We start from the raw sequence: 9,121 nt of genomic DNA on the forward strand, positions 1-9,121 counted from the left end.
CGGGATCACGGGCGGCTTATTATTATTTTGCAGCGGAATAAGAAGTGGTTAAGAGGTTAGAAAGCAGCATGGAGGGCAGAGTAAAAAAAGGGGATAATCGAAGGAGTGATTCAGAAAGGCGTGAAAGGGGTAAAATTCAATTGTTTTCTATTCCGCGTTGATAAGTCGGAAAATTTCTGATAAAAAAAGCGAATAACGGTTTTCATCTGCCCGCAAAAAGAGTAAAATGAGGTTATTGTAAAAAATAATGATTCTAAAAAAGGATGGAAGAAACGACATGGCGAAACAGCAAATCGGTGTCATCGGTATGGCCGTTATGGGCCGGAACCTGGCGCTCAATATCGAAAGCAGAGGTTTCACAGTATCAATCTTCAACCGTTCGCGGGAGAAGACGGATGACGTGATGAAGGAAGCGGCCGGCAAGAATCTTCACCCTACATATACGATCGAGGAGTTCGTGGAGTCCCTTGAAACGCCACGCAAAATTCTGATCATGGTACAGGCAGGCGCAGGCACGGACGCCACTATTGACGCGCTTGTTCCTCTTCTCGACGAAGGCGACATCATTATTGACGGCGGCAACGCATATTTCCCTGACACGCAGCGCAGAAGCAAGGAGCTGGAGGCAAAAGGCTTCCGCTTTATCGGAACGGGCGTATCCGGCGGTGAGGAAGGCGCGCTGAAAGGCCCATCCATCATGCCGGGCGGACAAGAATCAGCTTATAAGCTGGTTGAACCGATTCTTACAGCAATCTCCGCTAAAGTCGGCGATGACGCTTGCTGTACCTATATCGGACCAGACGGTGCCGGCCACTACGTTAAGATGGTTCACAACGGAATTGAGTACGGCGACATGCAGCTGATCTGTGAAGCGTATCACCTGCTGAAATCGGTGCTGGGCGTATCAACTGAAGAGCTGCATAATATTTTCAGCGAGTGGAACAAAGGTGAGCTGGACAGCTACCTCATTGAGATCACGGCTGATATCTTCTCCAAGTACGATCCGGAGACAGGCAAGCCGATGGTAGATGTAATTCTTGACTCGGCCGGCCAGAAGGGTACAGGCAAGTGGACAAGCCAGAGCTCGCTGGATCTCGGTGTTCCGCTGTCGATTATTACCGAATCGGTATTCTCCCGTTTCCTCTCCGCGATGAAGGAAGAGCGCGTAGCGGCAAGCAAGCTGCTGAAGGGACCTGAAACTACTGCCTACCAGGGCGATAAGAATGCCTTCATTGAAGCCGTACGTAAAGCGCTGTTTGCTTCCAAGATCTGCTCGTACGCTCAGGGCTTCGCGCAAATGCGTGCCGCTTCCGAAGAGTACGGCTGGAATCTGCGCTACGGCGATATCGCGATGATCTTCCGCGGCGGCTGCATCATTCGTGCACGCTTCCTGCAGAACATCAAGGACGCTTATGACAAGGATCCTGAGCTGCGCAACCTGCTGCTGGATTCCTACTTCCAGAACATTGTGCAAAACTACCAGAACGCATGGCGTGAAGTCGTGTCAACAGCTGTTGCATACGGTATTCCGGTTCCTGGCTTTGCAAGCGCGCTTGCATACTATGACAGCTACCGTACGGAACGCCTGCCGGCGAATCTGCTGCAGGCTCAGCGCGACTATTTCGGCGCTCATACATTCAAGCGTCTGGACAAAGAAGGAAGCTTCCATTTTGAATGGATGGGTGATTCCTCGAACAGCTAATGCCGGATATCTCTAACCGACTCGGTTAGCTGGCTGCGGAGGCGGTTGATCTCCTGCTCGGAGCCTGGTCTCCGATGGATGAGAAGCATAGCCGCTTCTGCAAAATAGCTGAATGTTTTCAACAACTGTGGCTGCGGAAGATCCGATAATACCGGATCTCCGTCAGCCACTTTCTTTTTAATATAATCAAGCATCCATATGACATCCTCTTTGCACAGCGGATGATCGGGATTAAGAATTTGTTGCAATCTTTTGTCTGCGGGATGTTCAAAGGGATGGGACATGCGGCTCTCACTCCGGGTTTACAAGATAATACCATCCATACGGCAAAATACTGAATTTTATACACAGTTTAATAAAAAACACATCATTGCCCGCTGCTTTGCCGCTGTGGTATGATAAAGCGAAATACTTTGGACACCGGTGGTGACAGGATGGACAAACCGAGCAAAATCGTACTGATCGGCTTTATGGGCACCGGCAAATCAACGGTAGCCAAGGTTTTGGAGGAGCGTCTCGGTCTTCCGGCAATCGATTTGGACGCAGCAGTCACAGCCCGGGAAGGACGCACGATTGCCGATATTTTCGCGGCTAGAGGGGAAGCGTATTTCCGGAAGGTAGAATCGGAGGTGCTGGCTTCTGCCATGACAGCTGATAGCCCGTCGGTGATCGCAACAGGAGGCGGAGCGGTACTGGCTGAGGCCAACCGGTCCATCATGCTGGAGAACGGTTTCGTTGCTGCCCTGAAGGCAGACGCAGAGCACATCATAGCACGCGTGCGGCACGACAAGGGGAGGCCGCTTCTTGAGGGTGATGTTGAACACCGTGTGAGAAGTCTGCTCGAGTCGCGCAGAAGCGCTTATGATTTTGCTCACCTGATCATTGATACGACTGATTTGACGCCTGAGCGGGTAGCGGATCGTATTCAGGAAGCCTGGGTCGCCTCGAGGGACTCATTCAACCGTTAATGCAAGCTTAAGTAACGCATACATATATTTTGTTAATATCGAAGGAGATGCGATCGAAATGGACGTACTTGTAACCCCAACCTCCAGGCTGAGCGGCGAAATTCAGGCTCTTTCCTCTAAAAACTACACGACACGCTATCTGCTTGTCGCAGCTTTGGCTGAAGGAACCAGCACAATTTACTATCCGGCCCACAGCGAAGACAGTGATGCGATGCGCCGCTGTATACGTGACCTGGGCGCAATTGTTGAGGAAGATGAAGAGAAGATCGTCATTACTGGGTTTGGCGGCTCCCCAAAGGATGTCAAGGAGCTGAATGTCGGCAATGCAGGAGCGGTGCTTCGTTTTCTGATGTCCATTGCGGCATTGTCGCCGGAGGTAACCTTTATTAATGTATACCCGGACTCTCTTGGCAAGCGGCCGCATGATGACCTGATTGACGCTCTGCAGCAGATGGGTGTAGAAGTAGAGCACAGGGAGGGCAAGCTCCCGATAACGATTCGCGGGGGACAAGCAAGGGGCGGCAAGATTAAGGTATCCGGCAGCGTGAGCTCGCAGTTCCTGAGCTCGCTCTTGTTCCTTACCCCGCTGCTGGCCGAAGACAGTGAAATTGAAGTGCTGCATGATCTGAAGTCCAAGGTAGTGGTCGGCCAGACGCTTGAGGTACTGGAGCAGGCCGGAATTGTCATCCACGCTAGTGATGATTTGATGCACTACCGGATTCCAGGCGGCCAGACCTACAAGGCTCAATCCTATACTGTGCAGGGTGACTATCCGGGCTCTGCGGCTGTGCTTGCGGCAGCTGCGGTTACGGAGTCGGATGTGACGATTCACCGGCTGGAGGAGAATAGCAAGCAGGGGGAGCGCGCGATTGTTGATGTCCTGCGAATGATGGAGGTGCCATTAACACATCATAACGGCGTTGTGAACGTTAAGGGCAACGGAAAGCTCAAAGCGCTGGAATTCGACGGAGACGCGGCTACCGATGCTGTGCTGGCTATGGTGGCGGCGGCTGTCTTTGCGGAGGGTACTTCCCGCTTCTATAACGTGGAAAACCTGCGTTACAAGGAGTGTGACCGGATTACAGACTATCTTGCTGAACTGCGCAAGGCAGGCGCCCGTGTTGAAGAGCGGCAGAGTGAGATTATCGTTCATGGCCGTCCGGAGGGGGTTGAAGGCGGAGTGGAGATCGATGCGCACTATGACCACAGGGTGATTATGGCGCTTACGGTAGTCGGCCTGCGCGCCAAAGCGCCAATCCGGATTCATGACGCGCATCATGTTGCCAAATCTTATCCGATCTACTTCGATCATCTCAGGGCGCTCGGTGCCAATGTGGAATGGATTGAAGCTTAGTACAGCAGCTTGAAAGGGAAAGGAGAGAGTCTGATGAGCTATGTGATGCCGTCACGCGAGGAGATTAAGGCGCTGCTGGAGCGTACGAATACAATTGCTGTGGTAGGCTTGTCGGATAATCCGGAACGCACCTCTCATATGGTATCAAAAGCGATGCAGGCGAAGGGTTACCGGATCGTGCCGGTCAATCCGAACGCAGACCGCATTCTGGGAGAGACGTGTTATCCGTCATTGTCGGACATTCCGTTTCCCGTTGATATGGTGAATGTATTCCGAAGAAGCGAGCACTGTCCGCCTGTAGCGGAGGAAGCGGCAGCAATCGGCGCAAAATCGATCTGGCTGCAGCTTGGCATCTACAGCGATGAGGTAGCGGATACAGCAGCCCGTGCAGGAATGGATGTGGTTATGGACCGCTGTATCAAGGTGGAGGACTCCATTTTGCTGCCGAAAGGTAAATTCAGTTCATAGCTTTGGATAAAATGTGCGTTGAACTCCTACAATAAGAGAGGCTTCAAGTTGCCGGGACAACCGGATATTGGAGACTATTCCTCTCTTCAAGGAGGCTTTCCCGCATGTATCAGCAAAACTCGTTCCAAGGTAACCAATCGTTTGGCCAATCGAACAGATACCAGCCGGCTGGATTTGTTCAATCTCAGTATCAAGGACAGCTGAAAAATTCGGCAATCGCAAGCCCTGTAACATCCCAAGCTGGTTTCCAGGGCGGAAATCAGCAGCAGCAAAGCTTCAGCGGACAGGCAAGCCAACAGTTCAATCCTGGCTTCCAAAACCCGGTTATTGCACATACGGGCCTGACTGCCGGCCAGTCGAACTTTGGCAGCAACCAGCCAAGCTTCGGCCAAACAAACCCTGTGCTGAACCACGCAGGTCTGACTGCTGGCCAACATCAGCAGCAGCAGTTCCGTCAGCAGGAACCTTCGTTCCAACAGCAGAGCTTTACAAACAGCCAGCAGCCTGTGATCTCCCAGTTTGGCTTCCAAGCCGGCCAAGAGTCGCGCAGCCCTGTAAACCAAGTGTTCCAAAACCAAGGCACGGGCCAATCTTACCAATCGTCCCAATTCGGCGGCGGCTTCCAGCAGTCCCAGGGTGCGATAACTCCTCAAAACCCAGTATACCGTGCTACGAATGCACGGGAGCAGGATGGTCCGGTTATCCAGCACGCGGGTTATCAAGCGGGACAATCAACCGGTTCCCAGTTTGGCCAAACAGGCGGCTTTACCGGAGGCTTTTCCAACACTGGTTTCCAAAACCGTTTCTAAATAAGCAGAAACCGGAACCATTTATGATGCGGCGGGCCACACACGGTACCGCCGTATTTCTTTTGACAAACCAAGTGTGAACGCTTACCATCGTAATAGACGTTAAACAATCCGGCATATGCTGGTGTAGGGGGGAGAGGGTGTAGTTGATCGGCAATTTGCAGCAGTTTGGCAGAGCACTCATGCTTCCGATGATTGCCCTTCCCGCTGCCGCGGTTTTCCTGAGCTTGAGCCAGCTTCCCTGGGAATCATGGGGAATGGCATCCATGGCGCTGCATCTATCGCAATCTGGCGACATGATCTTCTATGTGCTGCCGTTCCTGTTTGCGCTCGGTGTGGCGATGGGGCTGACCGGCAATGCCGGTTCGGCCGGGATGGCCGCTTTATCAGGCATGTTCATTTATACGGCGGTTACTGGCTCTTATAGTGGTCTGGAGATCCAGCCAACCGTGCTGATCGGCGTGCTGATTGGCATTATGGCGGGGTACAGCTATGAGCGTTTCAAGGAGTTCAAGCTGCCCGAATACATACAGTTTTTTGGCGGGCCAAGGTTTGTGCCGCTATTTGTCAGCTTTATGTCGGTGGCCTTCTCGATCATTATGGTCCAAATAGCCCCGGCGGTGCAGGACGGAATGCTCCTGCTTGGCCAATCTGTCGAATCGGCTGGCGGCTTTGGCGTGTTTTTATTCGGCTTTGTATACCGGATACTCGTTGTTTTCGGGCTTCATCATCTCGTGAGTCATGCGTTCTGGTTTCAGGTTGGCAGCTATACGACGGAGAACGGCTCCATGGTATATGGTGACCTGCCGCGTTTCTTCGCCGGTGACCCTGCTGCAGGGGCATACATGGGCGGTATGTACCCCGTTATGATGTTTGCACTTCCGGCAATCGCATTGGCTATTATCCAGGAGGCGCGTGAGGATTTAAAGCCGAAAATCCGCAAGACCTTTCTGTCGGCAGCCTTGTCATCCTTTTTGACAGGGGTGACAGAACCGGTTGAATTCGCCTTTATGTTTGTGGCGCCATTCCTGTATGTCGTGCATGCCGCCTTGTCTGGTGTTGTTATGTGGGTTACGTATGAGCTTGGCATCCGGCACGGCTTTTCCTTCTCGGGAGGGGCGTTTGATTATATCATTAACCTTCACTTGTCCACTAAAGGCCTGCTGCTCATCCCGGTTGGACTGGCTTCCGGTATACTCTATTATGTGCTGTTCCGGTGGGCGATCCGCCGGTTTCGACTGCCGACGCCCGGGCGTGAGGAAGGCTCCCAGCTTGATGAGTGGGCCGGTGACATTCCTTACCGCGCCCCGCTTATTCTGCAGGCAATTGGCGGCAAGGACAACATTGTCCAGATGGAAGCCTGCATCACCCGCCTGCGGCTCAAGCTGGTCAACGATAAGCAGCTTGATATCAATGCGCTGCGCAGTCTTGGCGCAGCCGGCGTTATCCGGCTTGGAGGGGGCAATGTTCAGGTCGTATTCGGCACGTTCTCGGAGCTGATCCGGGAAGAGATGGTCAAGGTGCTGAAGCGGGACCTGGCTAGGGTGCTGTTCAGCTCCCCAGTGCAGGGCAGGATGATGCCGTTGACCGAGGTGCCGGATGAGATTTTTGCTGCCAAGCTCGTCGGAGAGGGAGTGGCCTTTATGCCGGAGCGTGGCGAGGTGGTATCGCCGGTTAAGGGTCAGGTGATCAACTTGTACCCAACCAAGCATGCGATCGGCATTCGGACGCCGGAGGGACTGGATGTGCTGCTGCACATCGGAATCGATACTTCCCACCTGCAGGGAGAGGGCTTCAGCAGTTATGTCGAAGTAGGGGATGAGGTTGTTCCGGGCCAGCTGTTGATTCGCTTCGATCTGCTGGCGGTAAGAGAGCAGTGCAAGTCGCTTGCCACGCCGATGATTATCACGAACCCTGACCGGGTTCGTTCTTGGAGCTTTGCTCCTTTTAAAGGCGTCAAGAAAGGCCAGGCATCCGTTATGTCGGTCGTATTGGAAGAGAGCAATGGTGGAGGAGATAGACAATGATGCAAGGGATAGGAGCTTCTTCAGGAATTGCCATCGGTAAATCGTTCGTGCTTCCAAATTGGGAATGGGAACTGCCGGATCAAAAAATCGATGTATCGGACCTGGCGAAGGAATTTGACCGTTTATATGAGGGAATACGCACATCCAAGGACGAAATTGAACAGATCAAGGATGAGCTTGCGGAAGTGGTGGGCACGGAGGAGCGTAATATCTTCGATGCACATCTGGCCATACTGAGCGATCCGGTCTTTATGAATGAGATACAGGGCATTATCAAACGCCAGTACAAAGCGGCTGAGGTTGCGGTTAAGGAGGCAATCGACCACTTTGTCACAATGTTTGATTTACTGGATGATGAATATATGAAGGAGCGGGCGCTGGACATCAAGGATGTCGGCAACCGGCTGCTGAAGCATTTGCTTGGCGCGCCGGAAATTACACTTCCGTCCGATACACAGCCCTTCATTCTGGTGGCACGGGAGATTTCGCCATCCCAGCTTGCCCACCTCAATCCGAAGCATGTACTTGGCATTGCCACGATTGCAGGAAGCACAACATCCCACTCGGCCATTATGGCACGGGCACTTGGCATACCGCTCGTGGTGGGGCTTGACCCGCAGCTGGAGGAATTAATCGAAACAGGGGATCTAGTCGTATTGGATGGTGATACGGGGAGGGTCATTACGGATCCCTCCGAGGAAGAAATCGCCAGTTATACAACGCAGCAGCAGCTGCAGGCCGAGTATCAGAACCGCCTGAAGAGCCTCGCCGGTGTCCAGGCCATGACACCTGACGGCAAAGAGCTGGAGCTTGGCGCCAATATCAGCTCATTGAAGGAGCTGGAGGTGGCCCTTCAGGTTGGAGCACACGGCGTAGGTTTGTTCCGAACGGAATTTCTGTATATGGACCGCAACAGGTTCCCTCTGGAAGAGGAGCAGTACGATGTTTATAAAACGGTAGCAGAGCAGCTGAATGGCAAGCCTCTTATTATCCGTACCCTGGATATAGGCGGAGACAAGCAGCTGGATTATTTCGAACTGGAGGAGGAAGACAACCCGTTCCTCGGCTACCGCGCGATCCGTATCTGTCTGGATCGTAAAGATCTGTTCAAGACACAGCTGCGGGCGATTCTGAGGGCCAGTGCCTACGGCAATGTAAAGGTCATGTATCCGCTTATCTCTTCCGTGGAGGAAGTAAGGGCGGCCAAGGCCGTACTGGAAGAGGTTAAAGATGAGCTGAAGCAGGAAGGAAAGCCATTCAACCCGGCGATCGAGAACGGAATTATGATCGAGCTGCCGGCAGCGGTCAGCATTGCGGATTTTCTGGCGGAGGAAGTGGATTTCTTTAGTATTGGAACCAATGATCTTGTGCAGTTTGCCCTCGCTGTCGACCGGATGAATGAGAAAATCTCGCATATGTACCAGCCTTTCCATCCGGCCGTTCTGCGCATGCTGAAAGCGACGGTGGAAGCAGCCAAACGCAAGGGTATTCATGTGGGGGTGTGCGGGGAGATGGCAGGGGATCTTCGTGCCCTCCCGGTGTGGCTGGGTTTGAATGTCGATGAGCTCAGTATGTCTGCGCACGCGATTTTGCCAGTGAAGGAAAGGCTTCTCAGCACGTGCCGGAGCGACAGCGAAGAGCTTCTGGAGCAGCTGTGGAAGTGCAGGACGGCTGAAGAGACCATTCATCTGCTCGAAGAATTTAAGCGGAGTGCCGACAATAAGCATCCTGCCGAAGCGGCCCGCAGGCCTTGCTGAAGCATTGATGATTAGAAAGATGAAGAATCGGCTTCA

The 9,121-nt window shown here is 53.0% G+C and carries 8 protein-coding genes; 7 read left to right on the forward strand and 1 reads right to left on the reverse strand.

Annotation, left to right across the window (positions count from 1 at the left end; all coding sequences use genetic code 11):
• The first annotated feature begins 277 nt into the window (after nucleotides 1–277).
• Nucleotides 278–1,702, forward strand: coding sequence for an NADP-dependent phosphogluconate dehydrogenase (gene gndA / locus L1N82_RS01045; protein WP_235285469.1), 1,425 nt, complete (start codon nucleotides 278–280; stop codon nucleotides 1,700–1,702).
• On the opposite strand, the gene L1N82_RS01050 is transcribed toward gndA, so the two are convergent.
• Nucleotides 1,699–1,896 (reverse strand): hypothetical protein, encoded by a 198-nt coding sequence (locus tag L1N82_RS01050; protein WP_328284407.1) that lies wholly within the window; start codon nucleotides 1,894–1,896, stop codon nucleotides 1,699–1,701. The two genes, gndA and L1N82_RS01050, sit on opposite strands and share 4 nt — an antisense overlap.
• Nucleotides 1,897–2,136: 240 nt before the next feature.
• Here L1N82_RS01050 and L1N82_RS01055 point away from each other — a divergent pair, with 240 nt between their 5' ends.
• From L1N82_RS01055 to ptsP, 6 genes are all read left to right on the forward strand, one after another.
• Nucleotides 2,137–2,670, forward strand: coding sequence for a shikimate kinase (locus L1N82_RS01055; RefSeq protein WP_235285471.1), 534 nt, complete (start codon nucleotides 2,137–2,139; stop codon nucleotides 2,668–2,670).
• A gap of 58 nt (nucleotides 2,671–2,728) precedes the next feature.
• Entirely contained in the window at nucleotides 2,729–4,024 is a 1,296-nt protein-coding gene (aroA, locus tag L1N82_RS01060) for a 3-phosphoshikimate 1-carboxyvinyltransferase (protein ID WP_235285472.1), read from the forward strand.
• A gap of 33 nt (nucleotides 4,025–4,057) precedes the next feature.
• The gene (locus tag L1N82_RS01065) at nucleotides 4,058–4,492 is read left to right on the forward strand and encodes a CoA-binding protein (protein ID WP_235285473.1); all 435 of its coding nucleotides are present in this window, start codon (nucleotides 4,058–4,060) and stop codon (nucleotides 4,490–4,492) included.
• A gap of 104 nt (nucleotides 4,493–4,596) precedes the next feature.
• Nucleotides 4,597–5,301, forward strand: coding sequence for a hypothetical protein (locus L1N82_RS01070; RefSeq protein WP_235285474.1), 705 nt, complete (start codon nucleotides 4,597–4,599; stop codon nucleotides 5,299–5,301).
• A 182-nt stretch (nucleotides 5,302–5,483) separates the two neighbouring features.
• Complete coding sequence (locus L1N82_RS01075; protein ID WP_235285486.1) at nucleotides 5,484–7,328, forward strand: glucose PTS transporter subunit IIA; 1,845 nt, start codon at nucleotides 5,484–5,486, stop codon at nucleotides 7,326–7,328.
• Nucleotides 7,325–9,085: a phosphoenolpyruvate--protein phosphotransferase gene (ptsP, locus tag L1N82_RS01080; protein WP_235285475.1), complete on the forward strand. Its 1,761-nt coding sequence runs from the start codon at nucleotides 7,325–7,327 to the stop codon at nucleotides 9,083–9,085. Before L1N82_RS01075 ends, ptsP begins: the two co-directional genes overlap by 4 nt.
• Nucleotides 9,086–9,121 lie beyond the last annotated feature (36 nt).

Origin of the sequence: Paenibacillus tarimensis (genome assembly GCF_021532315.1) — a bacterium.
Lineage (GTDB): Bacteria > Bacillota > Bacilli > Paenibacillales > Paenibacillaceae > Paenibacillus_I > Paenibacillus_I tarimensis.